The sequence below is a fragment of the Bradyrhizobium guangzhouense genome (assembly GCF_004114955.1).
GTDB classification, from domain to species: Bacteria; Pseudomonadota; Alphaproteobacteria; order Rhizobiales; family Xanthobacteraceae; genus Bradyrhizobium; species Bradyrhizobium guangzhouense.
Window position 1 is genome coordinate 134,353 of record NZ_CP030054.1, and the last position, 17,242, is coordinate 151,594.

Below are 17,242 nucleotides of genomic sequence, written 5' to 3' on the forward strand. Positions count from 1 at the left end.
CGTGAGCTGTCGTTGTGTGAGTGAGCAAACTGCTCGTAGATCGAGCTAATCAGCTCAACGGGGATGATATCGAAGCGGTATGGAAATAGCGAATGCTGCCCAGTCTCCGGGTCAATGGCTTCGAGAAAGTCCGCAACCGAACAAAGTGCTTATGGCGCAAGCGGCTCATTGGCATGGAGGCTGGAAACATGTCTCCGTTGAACGTGGCGCGAAGCCATGCAAATAACGCGTGCGAAGACGTCGTATTGCGTAAGGCGTCAGGCAACGTGTCTTCGCCGCAATGTTTTTTGAGCTTGCGCTTATCTACGATACCGCGGTCGACGAGATACTGGGTAAATATTACTCGGCCGATTAGACCTTGAGCGATGCCTCGCTCTAGGTCATCAGCGACGAGGTCCCGCTCGAGAGCGCTTAGATCGGACAGAAGCCTTTGATCGACGGTATTCTTCCGATTGATGGAATCGTTTCGAAGCCAGAATTGGCCGCTCTCCATTGCGAGGCGCCCGGCGAGTTCGTCCAGCGCGGTTAGCTCGCTAGCGATGATCTTGAACGTGTGGAGTCGGTTAGCTTCCGCATCGCCTTGTGCAAGCGGCCGGCCAAAGCCGTTGTAAAGCTCGATTGTGCTCGGGCTGACGATCCACAGGAGGGGCGTGTCGTGCCCATGGCGTCGCCAGCCTCTCAAGCTCGCTCGTCGATCACGCGAAGTCAAAGGAACTTGCCGTTCGCACCAGGGACGTCGCGTTACCAACGGCCCCGAGTAGAGCAGTTGTTCAATCGGTTTCCTCTTAAGCACGCAAGATGCGCTGAAAGCGCCCTGGCGTTCACCACAAGTCGGCAGCCGACATTTATCGGAAATTGAACGGTGATGGGTTGCGCCGGCTCGCCGCGAACAGAAGCCCTGCGTCCATTCCGAAGCCGAGCTTTTGAGTGTCTGCCTTTCGCAAGAACCGTTAGTTGCGGGGATACGCAACACCCGATTGTTGCGTTTGGTAGAACAGGAAATTCCGAGAGCCTCTGCATAACTGATCAGAAATGGCGACTCTGCGCCCCAACGCCTTCTAAGCTGTTGATTTAAAAGGTAGTTCATCGCTGCGCAGGTTGCTCGACCTGCTTCGCGAGCGCTAACCGGATCTCTCGGCCGCTCGAGGGACGGAATGAGTGTCACTTCGCTGGGGACATCGCAAGGCGCGGTCGGTCGCCACAAAGCGCTCGATCATGGGAGGAATCAATTTAGGGGGCTCTGTTGGCGTCGCGCTGCGGTTCCGTGTCAGAATTTCCGCGTTGTCCGGCCTCTAACGGGGCTATTTCATGCCTGTGATGTCTGGTTGCTAAGACGGTCGCCGGACATCCACACGATGACGAGGTTGGCCGAAGCGTTGAAGGAGGTCTTATCCTAGTGTCTTGAACCAGAAGTTCGCAACATCGGGTCTTGTTTTTCCGGGGCGCTGTAACGACAGAAGCGCTCGATGGAAGCAAGGATGTCGTCGGCGGATTTGGTCCATCGGAACGGTTTCGGATCGGCGTTGTGTCGTTCGATGAATGAGGCGATGTCTGCCCTGAGGGCGGCTACGCTGCGATAGACGCCGCGCCTGATCTTCTTATCGGTAAGAAGCGCGAAGAAGCGCTCGACCTGATTGAGCCATGACGAACTGGTCGGGGTCAGGTGCACATGCCAGCGCGGCCGTTTAGCCAGCCATTTCCGGATCAGCGGAGTCTTGTGGGTGGCATAGTTATCCATGACGAGATGGACGTCGAGTTGGCGGGGCACAGCGGCCTCGATCTCGTCCAAGAACTTGCGGAACTCGGCGGCACGGTGCCGTCCGTAGCACTTGCCGATAACCCGTCCGGTCGCAATGTCGAGGGCGGCGAACAGCGATGTGGTGCCGTGTCTTTTGTAATCGTGGCTCCTTCGGGCCGGCTGGCCGGGACGCATTGGCAACATCGGCTGACTGCGGTCCAACGCCTGGATTTGCGACTTTTCGTCTACACACAGAACGATGGCGTGTGCCGGCGGCGAGACGTAAAGGCCTACGACATCGCGCACCTTGGCCACGAAGTTCGGATCGGTCGAGAGCTTGAACGTCTCCATCCGGTGCGGCTGGAGGCCGAAGGCCCGTCAGATGCGTTGTACCGTCGATACGGATAGGCCGCTCGCCTTCGCCATGTCCCGGGAGCTCCAATGAGTGGCGTTCTCAGGGCAACTCTCCAACGTTCTCACGATCACGGCTTCGATGCGGGCGTCGTCAATCGTGCGAGGCGCGCCGGAGCGCGGCTCATCATGCAGCCCGGCCACGCGCTGCTCCACAAAACGTCGTCGCCACTTGCCTACTGTGCCCCGCTCCAGGCCTAGCTTGGCCGCCACGTCCTTGTTCTGACCACCTTCCGCGCAGGTCAGCACGATCCGGGCTCTCAAAGCCAGCGCCTGCGCCGTCTTCCGCCGCTTCGTCAGCGACGTCAGTTCGGCGCGCTCGTCATCGCTCAATATCAGGGGGGCAAGTTGCTGGACCGCCATCGGAGACTCCGTCGCTGTTTGCCGCCATCTTTGGCACAGCGACGCGAATCTAATGCGAATCTACGATTGCGAACTTGTGACTCAGGACACTAGAGTTTTACTTCACCGATCTGGCGAACAGTCGTTGCAACGCGACTGCAAAAAAAGGGAGGCTGCCAACTGCGCGGGTGTGAATTGGCCGGATAGCTCTCGACTTAAGCAATGGTTTCCACGATTTCATAGCGCCGGATCAGCGGTCCGATCCCCTCGTTGAGCAGGGTCAGGACGTTCTGCGTTGTCGGAGCGAGGAGTTCAATCCGCTCGATGCGAACTGGACTCCATGAAGGCTGCTTGTCCTCATCCGAGGCGATTTCCTCGCGGAGTTCGAGAACGATCTGTCGCACCTCTTCCAGCTCTGCAAAAAAGAAACTCTGGATTCCTGTGTCTTTCCAGCGATCTTCGTTCGGCTCAATCTCGCGTGAGTAGGTATATAAGATCATGGTTCCTCGCCTGCATGGGCGGCGGCGATCAAGGTGAGACCTTAGCGACAATCAGGATGAGACTGCGCGGATGGGGACGGACCGAAGGGAGGGCGTAGCCCGACCGGAGGACCGTTCCCATCGGCGTCGCGTTTTTCGGACCGGTCTGGCGGCTGGGTGCGGCTGGTGCAAGCTGTTGATTCGTCTCGACAAGAGGGAATCGATGCCTTGCCTGGCCTTCACATCACCGACCACCAGATGAGATGGGATGGTTGCCGCCCTCCCCAGACGGCATCGTAATGTGCCAAGAACGCAGTGTTTGAACCCCGAAGCGAAGAGGACGGCAAATTGATGGATACGGTGATCGGAGTGGATCTAGCCAAGAATGTGTTTCAGCTCCACGGGGCGTCAATGGCGGGACACTTGAAATTTCGAAAGAAACTGTCGCGGCTTCAGTTTCGGAAGTTCATGGCGGGCCACCCATCGGCAGTGGTGGTGATGGAAGCCTGTGGCAGCGCCCACTATTGGGCACGGGAGATGGTCAAGCTCGGCCATGAAGTGAAACTGATCGCTCCGCAATATGTGAAGCCTTTTGTGAAACGCCAAAAGAACGACGCGGCTGATGCCGAAGCAATCGTGATCGCGGCACAGCGCCCCGAGATGCGCTTCGTCGAGCCGAAATCGGAAGAACAGCAGGCCAGGGCAGTGCTCTTTCGGGCTCGGAAGCGCCTTGTTCATCAGCGCACCGATCTGGTGAATGCGCTGCGTTCTGTTCTCTACGAATTCGGCCATATCATCCCGCAAGGAATCGAACAACTTAAACGCATTGACGCAATCCTCGAAGATCCGAACAGCGATCTACCAGAACTGGTCCGCGAGGAATGTCGGAGTCTCATTGATCAGATCGCCTACAAGACGGAGCGGATCGATGCCAAGGCAGAGCAGCTCAAGAAGTTGGCGACGCGGACGGTCACGGCGCAGCGGCTGCAGACAATGCCGGGGGTCGGCCCGCTGACCGCACTCGCGATCGAGGCTTTCGCGCCCGACATGGCGGCCTTTCGACGTGGCCGAGACTTCGCGGCTTGGCTCGGCTTGGTCCCACGGCAACATTCCTCAGGGGGAAAGGAAAGGCTCGGACGCGTTTCGAAGGAAGGACAGGCGGACATTCGCCAGTTGCTCATCGTTGGGGCGATGTCGCGGCTGAACTGGCTCGGGCGCAAGTCGATCCCTAGCGGATCCTGGCTGGCGCAGATGCTGGCGAGGAAGCCGCGCATGCTTGTGGCGATCGCCTTGGCGAACAAGATGGCTCGGACGATTTGGGCCATGCTCACCCGGAAGGAGGATTATCGGAACCCAGCGCAGGCAGTGACGGCATGACTGCATGCAGCACGAAATAGCCTGACGTTGGCGAAGGGGGTGTGAGAAGGCGACGACCCGAATGGGCGCAACGATCGAACAGATCTGGATCAGGAAACCAGCTAGAGCCAAAGAGCCGACGTGCTCGGAGATGAGAATTGGACCTGGTCCGCGGATCACCATACCGGCCAGCGGCTTCTGAAAATGCCGTAAAGGAAGGCCTGACAGAAGACCGCACTCGATCACACGCCAAAGGGTCAGAAACTTCTTGCATTGCGGGCGGCAACCACAGAAGGCTGTACATGACCTACCGACTGACATTGTCTCCCGAGGCCGCGGCGGCCAAGGCGGGGTTCTCGAAAGCGAGCGCGTATCGGATCGAGGACGATTTGCGCCTGCCATCGCAGAAGAAGGTGCCGAGAGGCCGGCGACGGTCCGATCCGCTCGTGCCCTATTGGGACGCCGAGATCGTTCCGATCCTGAAGGCTGCGCCCGGCATCCGCGTGATCGGCGTGCTGGACGAGCTGCGCCGTCGGCATCCCGACCTCAACCCCAACATCCGACGCACGCTGGAGCGGCGCATCAATGCCTGGCGGGCGCTCAATGGCCCTGAACAGGACGTGATCTTCCGCCAGGAGCACGAGCCCGGTCGTCTGGGTCTGTCCGACTTTACCGATACAAGCCCGCTCGGCATTGCCATTGCTGGTGAGACGCTCGATCACCGGCTCTACCACTTCCGGCTGGCGTTCTCCGGCTTTGAGCATGCCCATGTCGTGCTCGGCGGCGAAAGCTTCGTCGCCCTGGCCGAGGGCTTGCAGAACGCCCTGTGGGCGCTCGGCGGCGTTCCGCGGGAGCATCGCAGCGACAGCCTGTCGGCAGCATTCCGCAATCTGGCGGCCGACGCGCGGGAGGATCTGACACAGCGCTACGCCGCGCTGATGGGCCACTACGGCATGGCGCCAACGCGCAACAATGCGGGCATTGCACACGAGAACGGCTCGATCGAGAGCGCGCACGGTCATCTCAAACGAGCGCTGGAGGATGCGCTGTTGCTGCGGGGCACGCGCGACTTCATCAGTCTCGATGCCTACCGGGCTTTTGTCGACGAGATTGTCGGCCGGCGCAACGCCAACCTCGCTAAGCGGATCGCGCTCGAAAAGGAAGCACTGGCGCCACTGCCGAAAGGCCGCACGACCGACTTCGAGGAGAAGGTGATCCCGGTGACGTCGTCAGGCGGCTTCATCCTGCGGCGCGTGTTCTACACTGTGCCTTCAAGACTGATTGGCCATCGCCTGCGTGTGCGCATCTTCGACGACCGGCTCGAATGCTTCCTCGGCGTCACGCCGGTCGGGACGCTGCGGCGCGGGCGGCCTGTGTCGGAGAACCACGGCGGGCATGTCGTTGATTATCGGCACGTCATCCATGCCCTGCGGCGCAAGCCGATGGCGCTCGTCAATCTCGTCTATCGCGATCAGCTCTTCCCGCGCGCGGCTTACAAGCGCCTCTTCGAGACCTTGCGGGAGCATGGCGACGACCGGCGCGCCTGCAAGGTGACGGTCGAGCTTCTGGCTCTGGCCCATGAGCGAGCCTGCGAAGCCGAGCTCGCCGAGGCGATCGCGACCGCTCTCGATGCCGGACGGTTACCCGATCTTGCGGCATTGCGCGATCGCTTCCGACCCGAGGCGGCCTCGATCCCGAGTGTCGCCGTCAAGCTGGCGTCGCTCGACGTCTACGATGAGCTGGCCTCCGTCAGCGTCGTGTCGGCCCACTCGAACCTGGGAGGAGCAGCATGACCAGCGGAGCTACCTCCATCGATGCCGCCCGCGTCGAGCTGCTGCTCAATGAGTTGCGCCTGCCCGGCGTCAAGGCGATCTGGCCGAAGCTCGCCGCGCAGTCGGACAAGGAAGGCTGGCCCGCCGCCCGCTTCCTTGCGGCCCTTGCCGAGCACGAGGCAGCCGATCGCACCCGCCGCCGCATCGAACGACACATGGTGGAAGCGCGTTTGCCCGCCGGCAAGACGCTCGCCACGTTCGAGTTCGAGAGCGTGCCTATGCTGTCAAAGGCACAGGCGATGGCGCTCGCCGCCGGTGACGTCTGGTTGAAGACCGGCGCCAATCTGCTGCTGTTCGGTCCACCCGGCGGCGGCAAGACCCATCTCGGCGCAGCGATCGGCCTGGCTCTCGTCGAGGACGGTTGGCGCGTTCTCTTTGCACGTACCACTGATCTGGTGCAGCGGCTGCAGGTGGCCCGGCGCGAGCTGGCGCTGGAGTCCGCAATCGCCAAGCTTGACCGCTACGACCTCCTGATCCTCGACGACATCACATATGTGAGCAAGGACCAGGCGGAAACCAGCGTATTGTTCGAGCTGATCGCCTCCCGCTACGAGCGACGCTCGCTGCTGATCACGGCCAATCAGCCATTTGGCGAATGGGGGCGTATCTTCCCCGATCAGGCGATGACACTGGCGGCGATCGATCGCCTGGTGCACCACGCCACGATCCTCGAGATGAACGTCGAGAGCTACCGTCGAAAAGTTGCTCTCGATCGCAGGCGCGGTCCAGGCCGGCCGCCGGTTCACGCCACTCCAAATGAACTCGAGAAGGCGGTGACTGACGCTGGCAATGCCGCTTGATTGTCGCGCAGCGTCAATCAAGCCTTGCCAAGCCCGCAGCCAGCGTCAATTATCTTCTGACTCGGCCGCCTCGTCTCATCTTGATTGACGCGCCGCTCTCATCCTGATTGTCGCGCCATACCTGCATACCTGCGATATCCCCGCCGGTCTTATACTTTCCAATTCTGCCATGGAAGATCAAATCCCTTGTTGAGGACGATGTAGTTGTCACTCTCCGGCTCGTGCGAGTCCGATGAAGTGCGTGCACTCCGGGCGGCAAACGGGCAATGGCGCGACACCTCCAGGCCTTCAGCCATCTCGTGAGGACTTGTCGACAAGATCGGACAGCTTCAGTTGGAACTGTCGCCGTCGGAATCCCTGCAAACCGTCCCTGACGGCGAGTAAATGCGTCCAGCACTATGGCCGTATGGGCGGGGGCGATAGCCAACGACAGCTTCCGTGGCGTCGGGCGCTGCATGGTACCAATCGTTGCCCACGAGTAGTAAATTCAAATTGCAGGCTTGTGTGGCAAATATCCGGTTCAGGAGGCAGCCGCACTTGCGCTCACAGCGCCGGGGCGTCCATTCCTACGCGATTGGGTTCAAGGAACCTATTCTGTGAGTGCGTAGGGTGGACTGCCCCGGCCCAGTGAAGATCGGGCCAGTGACGCTATCAACCATCAAGATCGATAGCGAGCTAGTGCGGAGCCGATACAAAAACCCGACGCTCATCTCATTAGCACTGTGAGCGCTAGCGGTACGAGGAAAGATGTGATTAGTGCGTTTAGGCTCATAGCAATTCCAGAAAACACGCCAGCCACCTCGTCCACCTGAAATGCTCGCGCGGTGCCGATCCCGTGCGCGGCGATTCCTGCCGCAAAGCCACGAGCCCGAAAATCGGTGATGCCGGTACGGTTCATCAATCGCGTGACAACGGTCGCTCCCATGATCCCGGTGAGGATGACCGCGACTGCCGTCAGAGACGGATCCGCCTGCAGCGTTTCGCTGATGCCCATTGCGACCGCGGCCGTTACCGACTTCGGGGCAAGGGACAGGATCACCTCGCGAGGCAGGCCGGCAGCCTCCGCAAGCAGCACAATCGAGAAGACGGCCGTGACCGAGCCCGCAACGAGCGCTGCCAGCATCGGCACGATCGAGGCAAGGACAATCTTGCGATTTTCGTATAGCGGGACCGCGAGCGCGACGGTTGCCGGGCCGAGCAGGAAATGCACGAACTGCGCTCCGCCGAAATAGATCGCATACGGCGTGCCAGTTGCGAATAGAAACGCGCCGATGATCCAGACCGCGTGCAGCACGGGATTGGCAAGGGCATGACGGCGAAGCGCAAGCGACACGGCATCCGCGATTGCATAGACCAGCAAGGTGACCGTCAACCAAAGCAACGGGGATTGCGAGAGATAGACCCAGAGGGAGAACGGATTGTCCTTCACGGTGCCTCGCTGAACAGCCGACTGATAAGGCGGAACGTCAGAACCGTCGCAAGCAAAGTCACCATGACCGAGACAGCAAGGATCAATATTATAGCGAGCCCGTGCGTCGCGAGGAGATCGAGCTTTTCCACGACGCCAATGCCGGCTGGGACGAACAGGAGCGACAGATGCTTGAGCAGCCCCTTGCTTGCTGTTTCCACGCCGCTATTTCGTAGTGGGCCTCGAGCGATGCTTGAAAATCTGTCACGGGCAAGCAGCAGAATCAGCAAGAGCAGGAGCCCGAGCACGGGACCTGGCAGCGGTAGGCCGAGGCCCCGGGTGATGACTTCGCCGGCGAGTTGGCAGAGCAAGATAAGACTGAGACTTGCAAGCATGAAACACCCTGAGCGGCACATTCATATCAGGAGGAGCTACCGAAAAATTGTCCATGGCCGCGTGGTCGAGAACCGACCGCCCCTTCTTCGATTTGCTCAAGTCCGAGACGGCTTCTGACCACATCAGGTGCTCGCCCGGATCACGAACTTAGTACTGAGATATCCCTCGATTGCTTCCACCCCGCCTTACGAACCGTAGCTGGAATCCCTGATGTTTCCGAACGGGACTTCTGAAAGCGCCAAGCTAGGTATTTGATGGACACCATACCGCTTTCAAGCGGTCGGCCCCGAAGGCACAAGCCGTCGATTGGCCTCCTCGGCGACCTCGTCGTAGCTCTTGAATGCAATGATCTGGCGCGAGCGGCCAAACGACTCTTCATTCATGATACACGCCTCGGGCGAGGTCCCCGTCAGGACCGTTGACTCGACGAAGAACCCTTCGTTGCCAATGCGCTTGCCATCGGTCTGCAAGAATGCGCCGCGCTGGACTGACAGCGCCGGCAACGAAGCTCTCCATCGCATCGGCCAGCCGCGAATTGGCGAGTTGTCCCCCATTCGCGTATCCTTCTCGAACACATTTCCGACCTTGATGCGCCAAGCTTCTATCGTAGTTCGCCAAGTCGGCCCTTCTCGCCACATTTCAGACCTTTCTTGATAGGGCATTGAATTCGAGCAGCAGGCAATCCGCTATGCCTTCACCATGGCTGCGACCACCAGGAAGGAATGAACGCGTTCTCTGAGAAGCGTTCGCCGAAGTTTCGGGGTAGCTAGACGAGAAAGAGAGCTGGGGAGTAGTCATCAGAGGCCGTTGGGTCTGCACCGGCTATCGCGGCCGGACACCGGGCTTGCCAACCACAGGGAACGTAAATTCGATTCCCGCTTCAGAAAACGTCTTCCGCAACGTTTCCATCAGCTCATCAGACATCTGGGGAGTGTCATTGTACTCCTCCAGCCGCCGAATGACCGCGGAAGACACGCCCGCTCGCTCCGCTAGCTCCTTTACCGACCAGTTTAACATTCCACGCGCTGCACGCAGTTGCCTCCCCGTGACCTTTGAGGCCCCTCTTCGCTCCCGCGCGAGTATATCATGGTGTGCGTCGCTCCACGTGCCGAGCCATTCTCGAACGCCACCCTCGCTGTTCTTGAGGGGCACCGCCGCGCCCTGGTGCCAGCGATAGATGCCGTCCGGCCGGCGCAAGCGACATTCGACGTTATAAGGCTGCGCTGTCTCGACCGAGACCGCCCACTCTCTTAGAGCTGCCTCGCGGTCATCCTCATGGATGAGACCGATCCAGTCCTTGAAACGTGATCCATGATCTTCGGCAGTCTCTAGCGCATTGGAAACTGCAGTGAGGCGACCATCGCTACTGCTTGTCCATGGGAAACCCCGACAGATCTCAGCCAATGCCCTGTAGCGCTCCGCTTCTACTTTGAGCGCGTCCAAGAGATTGCGCTGTTCAGTGATATCGCGCGCGAGCCCAAGAATGCACTCTGGTTTGCCGGCCTCATCGAGCAGCGGTTCGGCCCGGCCGTGGATCCAGCGCAAAGTTCCGTTCGGACGGATGACACGAAATTCACCCTCGAGCAACGATCGATTGAGCTCCCGTGCGCCGAAACAGCGCATGCTGCTGCGGTCATCGGGATGAATCCTTTTCTCGATTTCCGCGTATGCTGGCGTAGTTCGACGCGGATCCAGCCCAAATAGCTCATAAAGGCCACGGGACCATTGCATCTGGCCGTTGCCGTCGCTGCGCCACAGTCCGACAGAGAGCTTCTCTTCCAAGAATGGAAGGACATTTGCAAGGCTGAGGCCGCTCTCGAAGTCAGGCAATGTGAGCTCCTGGCCGGACCTGGGGCCGAGTTCGGTGCATCTCGCGCGCGATCATCTTTGACGCCTCGCCCTCCTCCCGACCGCAACCAAGACGCCTCGCCCGACGGTTCACGGCAAATGACCTTGTCCTTCTTAGCAGGCAGCCACGCGGAGATTGTTTGTCGCGCCTCTATGTCCGAATGGCAGGCCAAAAACCACCACCGCCAGGTCGCCCGACCGCGCATAACCTTCCCGCTGGGCCGCCACGGCGGCGATCTGGGTTATTTCCTCATAGCCAGAGGGATCGCTGGCCACCACACTGTGTACGCCCCACAACAGGCACATGCGCCGCGCCACGTTTTCATCCTGCGTCAGAGCAAGGATCGGAACCGGCGGCCGCTTGCGCGAGATGCGGGCCGCGGTCGTCCCGCTGGCTGTGAAGCCGACGATGGCTTTGGCCTCGATGGTGGCTGCAAGATCTGCACCCGCGGCAGCGACCGCATGCGGAGGCGTATTCTCCTCGTCAACTCGTGAGGCCTCAATCAGGGACCGGTAGAGACGATGCTGCTCTGTACTCCTGATGATGCGATCCATCATGGCGACGGCCTCGATGGGATAGGCGCCGCTTGCCGATTCGGCTGACAGCATCACGGCATCGGCGCCATCATAGATGGCGGTCGCAACATCTGAGGCTTCCGCGCGCGTTGGCGTCGGCGCCGCCACCATAGAGTCGAGCATTTGGGTTGCGACGATCACGGGCTTTGCGGCCAGCCGGCAGGCGCGGACGAGTTCTTTTTGCCGGCCAGGCACGTCTTCTGGGGGGATTTCGACCCCGAGATCACCGCGCCCGACCATGAGAGCGTCTGACAACTGAATGATATCGTCGATGCGATCAAGCGCCATGGGCGTCTCGATTTTGGCGACGAGGCCCGCTGCTTCACCAATGAGGGCCCGCGCCTCGATCAGGTCTGAAGGCTTCTGAACAAATGACAGCGCAACCCAGTCGACACCGAGCTCCAGGCCGAAGGCGAGATCGGCGCGATCTTTCTTGGTGAGGGGCGAGATATCGAGCGACGCCCCCGGCAGGTTTACGCCCTTATGATCGCGGATCGGGCCGCCGACAATGACGCGCGCGACCATTTCGCGATCGCCCGGTCTTTCGACGCTCAGGCGCACACGGCCGTCGTCGATGAGCAGCTTTTGGCCTGGATGCGCAGCTGCAAATATTTCCGGATGCGGCAGAGGGATTGCCTGCTTTCCACCTCTTGCTCCGTCGAGGACAAAGCGGACGCTCTCTCCAGCATGCAGGCATAGCTTGCCCTCTTCAAGCAAGCCGATCCGGATTTTCGGGCCTTGCAGATCCTGTAGCACTCCGATGGGACGGCCGAACTCTTGCTCGAGCGCGCGGATCGCCGAAAACGCGCGCGCGTGGTCGTCTTGGCTGCCATGGCTGAAGTTCAGGCGAAAGGTATCTGTGCCTGCAAGATAGAGATCACGGATTTTGTTAGCCTCGGTTGTGGCCGGACCGAGGGTTGCGACGATCTTGGCGTGGCGCGAACGACGCATCAAAATTGAATCCTGTGCAATGGGCTACGTTAGGGATCGGCGCTCATAGCTGTTGCCAATACCGGGTTTATCACGCGCCTCGCCCGCGCCATTCCCAAGTCGACATCACGCTCCCGAAGCGGCAGCAGCTTTCTCTTGCTGCGTCGAGGAAACGATACTGTTGACGGCCCGGTACGCGAACACAATGGCTGGCCCAATGGTGATGCCTGCTCCGGGATAGATCCCACGCATCGGGGAGGTCATGTCATTGCCGCAAGCATAGAGTCCTGGAATTGGCCTTTCCTGACCGTCCAATACCTGCCCGCAAGTGTCGGTTGCCAATCCGGTTGCAGTGCCGAGCGTTGCCGGAACGATTGGGAGTGCGACGAACGGGCCGGTTTTGATTGGCCCAAGGTTTGGGTTCTTCTTGCCCACGGCCGAATCGCCGAGCGTGCGATTGAAAGCCGATTCACCGCGATTGAACAGCGGATCGCGCCCCTCAGACGCATGCGCGTTGTGTTCTTCGACAGTCTTTTGAAGCGCGGCGGACTCCAATCCCAGCTGCTTCGCAAGCTCTGGAATCGTCCGGGCGACCTTGATGTAGCCAAGGCGCGCATATTTCCCGATGCTCAAGGTCCATGGCCATGGCAGCAAATGCCCCATCCCTCTCAGCCGTACGAAGTCGTGGTCGCAGATGAAATAGAACCGCTTGTCTGCCGGATACCCACCGTTGAACATCGCCAAGCAGATGTCGTGATAGGAATTGGATTCGTTGACAAAACGCTTTCCATCTGGCCCCACGGCAATGACGCCGGGACGGCCGCGGTCGAGCCAGCCGTAGGGAACGACTTGCGAGGAACTGCCGCTCTTCAGAATCGATACGGGCGTCCAGAAGCCGGCAGAGGCAACATTGTTGTCGATTGCCGCTCCGAGCCTTGTCGCAAGAGAGATGCCGTCGCCTGTCGCATCGGGATGGGCGAGCGTGTCGTCGTGCTGGTGGGGGCCACTGAGCTCGGCTCTCAATTGCGCGTTACGCGCAAACCCGCCCGTTGCGAGGATCACCCCATGGGAAGCGCGCACGCGAATCTCGGAATCGGCCGACTTAACGACCGCGCCGGTGACGCGGCCTTCTTCCTTGATCAACTCTACGAGCGGGGATTCCGGCCATATCTCGACGCCGTACTTGCGCAGGCTCACAAGCAAGCGCGCGATCAGGGCGTTGCCTCCGCTGAGCTCGGTGCCGCGCCTGTGGCCAAGCCGGTCACGCGCGTAGCGGCTGACGCGGCGCAAGACGTGCCTGAGCGAGGCAAAGGATTGAAACGGATTGAGGAAGCTTCTCACCTCGCTCGATGAGATCATCATTCCGCCGAGCACAACGCGGATGGGATTGCCTATCAGATCGAAGTCGCTGCCAAGAAGCCGTCCGTCATAAGGCGCGGGGCTCAGTGCCCGGCCCTTATCGACTCCGCCGACCTGGCTTGAATGGTAGTCGGGGGCCGAGGCCAGCGTGAACTTGACTTCAGTCCCGTTCTCAAGGGCGGCGAGCGCAGCCGGGCCGTCCTCGAGATAGGCATCAACAAAGCCTGACCGGTAATATGTGCCAAGTTCATGTTGCAGGTAGGTCTTCGACTTCGCAAGCGAGTCGTCGATCTTCGCCGAGCGCGCTTGGTTCGAGCAAGGAACCCAGATCATTCCATTGGAGAGAGCTGTCGTGCCGCCAAGCCGCGCCGACTTTTCGCAGACAGTGACGCGCAGTCCTGCCTTTGCTGCATAGAGCGCAGCCGAAAGCCCGGCCGCACCACTACCGACCACGAGAACGTCGGTTGCCCAATTGTGCTCCGGCCTCCCCTCTCGGGCGAGTGCGACGGTCTTTCCCTTGCCTGATTGGCCCATCGGGTTATTCATTCGAGCCTCGCTGCGAGTGTTCTCTTGGAGCTGACGTCAGTGATGCCGCGGAAGCGGGACGGCTTTGAACTCCTCAGCCGCCGCCTTCACTGCCCGTTCGATCGGGATTCTTTCGATGGACGAGGCGCCAACGAAACCCACGCATTGCGTTGATCGGTACACCACGATCGTATCCTCCGGCTCCGCGATTGCACCGCCATGGCAAAGCAGGATCACATCGGAGCGCACGCTCCTTGCGGCGTCGCTGATGTCGTTGATGCGCCTGATCGCCTCTTGGATGGGCTGTCCTTCCTCATGGCCGACGAGCCCGCCTCGGGTGGCTCCTACGTGAGGGACGATGCAGTCCGCACCTGCGCCCGCCATCGCTTTGGCGTCGTCAGGGCTCGCGACATAGGCAAGCGAGAAGATGTCCTTCTTGCGCGCAGCCGCGATCATCTCGACTTCGCGTTCGAAGCCTAGTCCGACGCGCCCGCGGCGATAGCGCCATTTGTCGCCCATCGTGGAGATGGTCGGATAGTTGATTACGCCGGAGAAACCGGCCGACCAGAATTTGTCGAGCAGGGCATCAAGATCGAGCCGGAGGGGATCCCATGCCTCAATGCCGCCGATCACGGGCACCGAAGAAACGACGTTGCGGACTTCCGAGGCAAGTTCGAGCGTGCGCGCATTGGAATCGCCGATCCGGCTGGTCGGAAGTCCCATTAGGCGCGACAGCCCGGTGCTGTAGACGACCAGCATGTCCGCGCCCCCGAGCACTGCACATTTCGCAACCAGACCACAGCTGCTGCCCGCGGCAAGAATGGCTTTTCGCTCCGCCACCTGGTTTGCGATCTTGGCCAGGATTTCGGTTCGCTCAAACATTCGCATCGCCATCAGCCTTCTTGCCCAATTGCTTGAGGATCCATCTCGCAGCCGCCTCCGCAAATTCGGGATCGTTGATGTGACAGTTCAATTCGCGGACCGTAACCTTGGGCGGCAGATTGTCCTTAAGCGCATCGAGCCACGCGCGGTCCGCATCAGGATCTCGAAAGATGCCGCCGTCGCGGTCATAGTCGGAGACGCCTTTTGCCGGCCAAAGGACCATGACAGGCCCTTCTGCCAACGACAGCCGCTGGGCCGTAAGCCGGCCGATGCTCGTATTCTCGGCGAGGGTTGTGCGCATCAGCGTCGTGTACGGTGTATGGGAGTAGAATAGCCGGCCGCGAAATTGATCAGGAACGCTGGATGGCGCACCAAAATTGACCATGTCCACCGCGCCAGGCGCGATAACATGCGGTATTGATTGCTCTGCCGCTCCCTTGAGCCGATCCGGCCCGGCGCTCGCGGTGCCACCCACGATTTCGTCGGCGAGTTCGGTTGTGGTCAGATCAATCACAGCATCGAATTCGCCGGCCGCGATCAGCTGCTCCATCTTGCGGCCGCCCGCCCCGTTTGCAGGAAAGACGATCGCGTCGACCCCGGCCTTGCCGAGGCGCCCAACGCACTGAGTTGCCGCCGGCGTCGTCACTCCGAAGGCCGTGATCGCAACGATCTTCGTCTTTCGCGCAGCTTTGGCGGGCGCATAGCGCATGGCGGCGATGGCCTGTCCTGCATTCTGCAAGACCCGCTCGGTAAACGCATTGATCCCGAAGAGATCGACCAATGTCGGATAGAGCATGATGTCGTTGTGGACCGCCAATTCGGCGAGAAGTGCTGGCCTTGCGCTGCTCACGAGCAGCTTGGGAAAGCCATAAGGCAAATCAGATACGACTTCGCCGAACACCGCACTCCCCTTCCCACCGGCGACCCCGACGATCGCGCCGATGGCCCCTGATGCCAGCAGATCGCGAACTTTCCCGCGTGTTGTTGCGGCGATTTCTTTCAAGAGCTCGGCGGGCGAGGCGACGCGAACGCTATGACCGCCTGCTTGATTCGTCCGGGGCGCAATCTTCGAGGTGCCGACGTCAATCAGGACGGTCTTGCGGCCACACTTACAGATGATATCGGCCAAGTAGGAGACTTCGCGGCCCTTGGTATCGAGCGTAGCCACAATCGCGACTGCGTTCGAAAGCTCGGACAGGCTACCATCCCGGACCGCCCCCTGGCCGTCCGTGCAATGGTGAGACACGATTTTTCTCCTAGATCATTCTGACCAACGCGAGGTCTAGACCGAGCGGGATCGGCGTATAAGACCGCAAAGCGTCTAAGTGGGTAAGATTGGGTAGCCTCCTCCCGAAGTTCGAGCTACGTGCGCGCGGGCTTTTCAAGTGTACGCATACGACGAAGGCCGCCTGATTGACGCATGCGCGCGAGCACGGCGAGTTCTACGATGGCGTTGCGTGAAGGTCAGGCGGCTTGCTGATCGGCGGACTTGCCGGCTTGGTGCAGGAGCTTCCATTCCCAGGGCAGCAGTTCGCGCAGACGCGAGGTGGGAAGATCGGCGATCCGGGCGAGGACGTCGGCGAGCCAAGCCTTGGGATCGACGTCGTTGAGGCGACAGGTCGTGATCATCGTCAGCATGATAGCGGCACGGTCGGCGCCACGTTGGCTGCCAGCGAAGGTCCAGTTGCGCCTTCCCAAGGCAATGCCTCTCAATGCACGCTCAGCGCAATTGTTGGTCAAGCAGATCCTGCCATCGTCGAGGAAGCGGACGAAGTCGTCCCAGCGCTTGAGCATGTAGTTCATGGGCTTCAGGACCTCGGCGGAGCGGGAGAGGCTTTCTCGCTCGCGGAGCAGCCAGGCGTGCATGTCGTCGAGCAGCGGCTTGCTCCGCTCCTGGCGCACAGCACGCCGCTCGTCGGCACCACGGCCGTTGATGGCGCGCTCGATCTCGAACAGGGCGTCAAGACGCCTGACCGCCTCCAGCGCGATCGGGGAGACCGGTTTGCCCTTGCCTTCCCGGGCGGCTTTCTCGATGTCAGCCAGCTCGAAGAATCCCCGCCGCGCATGGGCCAGGCAAAATGCCGGCGTGATCGGCATTGCTTTCCTTTTTGGATCGAACAACGGCTCGAAGCCGCCATAGCAATCCGCCTGCAGAATGCCGGCGAAGGCGGCCAGATGCCTCTGAGGATGTTCGCCCCGTCGGTTGCCCGAGGCATAATAGACCGCCGCCGGCGGCGCAGGCCCGGCGAACGGCCGGTCATCCCGCACATACGTCCAGATCCGGCCGGTCGTGCATTTGCCCTTCGCCAGGATCCGGATGGTGGGGTGAGTAGGCCGGAGGGATTTCACCTCCAGCCTCT

General features: G+C 60.6%; 14 protein-coding genes and 2 pseudogenes. 3 read left to right on the top strand and 13 right to left on the bottom strand.

Annotated elements, in window-relative coordinates:
- Window positions 1-49: 49 nt before the first annotated feature.
- From XH91_RS34640 to XH91_RS34655, 4 genes and pseudogenes are all read right to left on the bottom strand, one after another.
- Window positions 50-682 (bottom strand): hypothetical protein, encoded by a 633-nt coding sequence (locus XH91_RS34640; protein ID WP_128929727.1) that lies wholly within the window; start codon window positions 680-682, stop codon window positions 50-52.
- 439 nt (window positions 683-1,121) lie between these two features.
- Window positions 1,122-1,274, bottom strand: coding sequence for a DUF2274 domain-containing protein (locus tag XH91_RS34645; protein WP_128930165.1), 153 nt, complete (start codon window positions 1,272-1,274; stop codon window positions 1,122-1,124).
- A gap of 119 nt (window positions 1,275-1,393) precedes the next feature.
- Window positions 1,394-2,512, bottom strand: a pseudogene (locus XH91_RS34650) (IS630 family transposase).
- A 194-nt stretch (window positions 2,513-2,706) separates the two neighbouring features.
- The gene (locus tag XH91_RS34655; protein WP_128929728.1) at window positions 2,707-2,991 is read right to left on the bottom strand and encodes a hypothetical protein; all 285 of its coding nucleotides are present in this window, start codon (window positions 2,989-2,991) and stop codon (window positions 2,707-2,709) included.
- A gap of 330 nt (window positions 2,992-3,321) precedes the next feature.
- Here XH91_RS34655 and XH91_RS34660 point away from each other — a divergent pair, with 330 nt between their 5' ends.
- The 3 genes from XH91_RS34660 (at window position 3,322) to istB (ending at window position 6,958) form a co-directional block, all read left to right on the top strand.
- Window positions 3,322-4,347: an IS110 family RNA-guided transposase gene (locus XH91_RS34660; protein WP_164934317.1), complete on the top strand. Its 1,026-nt coding sequence runs from the start codon at window positions 3,322-3,324 to the stop codon at window positions 4,345-4,347.
- Window positions 4,348-4,628: 281 nt separating this feature from the next.
- The gene (gene istA / locus XH91_RS34665) at window positions 4,629-6,119 is read left to right on the top strand and encodes an IS21 family transposase (protein ID WP_128929730.1); all 1,491 of its coding nucleotides are present in this window, start codon (window positions 4,629-4,631) and stop codon (window positions 6,117-6,119) included.
- Entirely contained in the window at window positions 6,116-6,958 is an 843-nt protein-coding gene (istB, locus tag XH91_RS34670; RefSeq protein ID WP_128955095.1) for an IS21-like element helper ATPase IstB, read from the top strand. Before istA ends, istB begins: the two co-directional genes overlap by 4 nt.
- 706 nt (window positions 6,959-7,664) lie before the next feature.
- Here istB and XH91_RS34675 read toward each other — a convergent pair.
- The 9 genes and pseudogenes from XH91_RS34675 to tnpC form a co-directional block, all read right to left on the bottom strand.
- Window positions 7,665-8,387: an LrgB family protein gene (locus tag XH91_RS34675; protein WP_128929732.1), complete on the bottom strand. Its 723-nt coding sequence runs from the start codon at window positions 8,385-8,387 to the stop codon at window positions 7,665-7,667.
- Window positions 8,384-8,761 (bottom strand): CidA/LrgA family protein, encoded by a 378-nt coding sequence (locus XH91_RS34680; RefSeq protein WP_128929733.1) that lies wholly within the window; start codon window positions 8,759-8,761, stop codon window positions 8,384-8,386. Before XH91_RS34680 ends, XH91_RS34675 begins: the two co-directional genes overlap by 4 nt.
- Before the next feature lie 273 nt (window positions 8,762-9,034).
- The gene (locus XH91_RS34685) at window positions 9,035-9,424 is read right to left on the bottom strand and encodes an aldehyde dehydrogenase family protein (protein WP_128929734.1); all 390 of its coding nucleotides are present in this window, start codon (window positions 9,422-9,424) and stop codon (window positions 9,035-9,037) included.
- A gap of 160 nt (window positions 9,425-9,584) precedes the next feature.
- A complete protein-coding gene (locus XH91_RS34690; RefSeq protein ID WP_128929735.1) occupies window positions 9,585-10,592 on the bottom strand; it encodes a PAS domain-containing protein in 1,008 nt (335 codons plus the stop codon).
- Between the two features lie 132 nt (window positions 10,593-10,724).
- A complete protein-coding gene (gene pyk / locus XH91_RS34695) occupies window positions 10,725-12,137 on the bottom strand; it encodes a pyruvate kinase (protein WP_128929736.1) in 1,413 nt (470 codons plus the stop codon).
- A gap of 105 nt (window positions 12,138-12,242) precedes the next feature.
- Window positions 12,243-14,021, bottom strand: a complete 1,779-nt coding sequence (locus XH91_RS34700) for an FAD-dependent oxidoreductase (protein ID WP_128929737.1) — start codon at window positions 14,019-14,021, stop codon at window positions 12,243-12,245.
- A 36-nt stretch (window positions 14,022-14,057) separates the two neighbouring features.
- Window positions 14,058-14,882: a phosphoenolpyruvate hydrolase family protein gene (locus tag XH91_RS34705; RefSeq protein ID WP_237867295.1), complete on the bottom strand. Its 825-nt coding sequence runs from the start codon at window positions 14,880-14,882 to the stop codon at window positions 14,058-14,060.
- Window positions 14,875-16,128 (bottom strand): Tm-1-like ATP-binding domain-containing protein, encoded by a 1,254-nt coding sequence (locus XH91_RS34710; protein WP_232995598.1) that lies wholly within the window; start codon window positions 16,126-16,128, stop codon window positions 14,875-14,877. The genes XH91_RS34705 and XH91_RS34710 overlap by 8 nt, the downstream gene beginning before the upstream one ends.
- A 218-nt stretch (window positions 16,129-16,346) precedes the next feature.
- A pseudogene (tnpC, locus tag XH91_RS34715) lies at window positions 16,347-17,204 on the bottom strand (IS66 family transposase); the annotation flags it as partial.
- Window positions 17,205-17,242 lie beyond the last annotated feature (38 nt).